Source organism: Marinifilum sp. JC120, from assembly GCA_004923195.1.
Taxonomy (GTDB): Bacteria; Desulfobacterota; Desulfovibrionia; order Desulfovibrionales; family Desulfovibrionaceae; genus Maridesulfovibrio.
In genome coordinates this window covers 1-451 of record RDSB01000197.1, presented here as the reverse complement: position 1 = coordinate 451, position 451 = coordinate 1, and the positions used below count along the sequence as shown (strand labels likewise).

The following is a 451-nucleotide window of genomic DNA, read 5'->3' as shown; positions in this document are numbered from 1 at the left end:
CAGAAAGTCTAATGAGTCGGTTTCAATTTGGCATTTCTGAACGTTTACAGTATTGCCATGTTTTTGTAGTCGTTCGAAAACAAGATCCAGATGCTTGAGATGTGTTTCTCTGTCCGGACTTGCGATTAGACAGTCGTCAACATACGCATGTACGAAGTTGAGACCTCGAAAAACGTCGTCTATGAATCTTTGGAATGTTTGAGCAGCGTTCCTTAGACCGAAAGGCATTCGCAAAAATTCAAAGAGTCCGAATGGAGTTATGATAGCTGTTTTCGGAATGTCGTCAGTAGCCATAGGTATTTGGTTATACGCTTTAACCAAGTCGAATTTCGAAAAGACAGTTGTACCTTTCAAGGTAGCTGTCAAATCGTGAATGTGAGGCAACGGGTAACGATCGGGAATGGTTTTCGCGTTCAATCGCCGATAGTCACCAGTTGGACGCCAATCGTTG

Annotated in this window: 1 protein-coding gene; it reads right to left on the bottom strand. The window is 43.0% G+C overall.

The annotated features are described in order from the left end of the window. A partial coding sequence (locus D0S45_20870; protein ID TIH04807.1) for an RNA-directed DNA polymerase occupies positions 1 to 451 on the bottom strand: 451 nt, incomplete at both ends.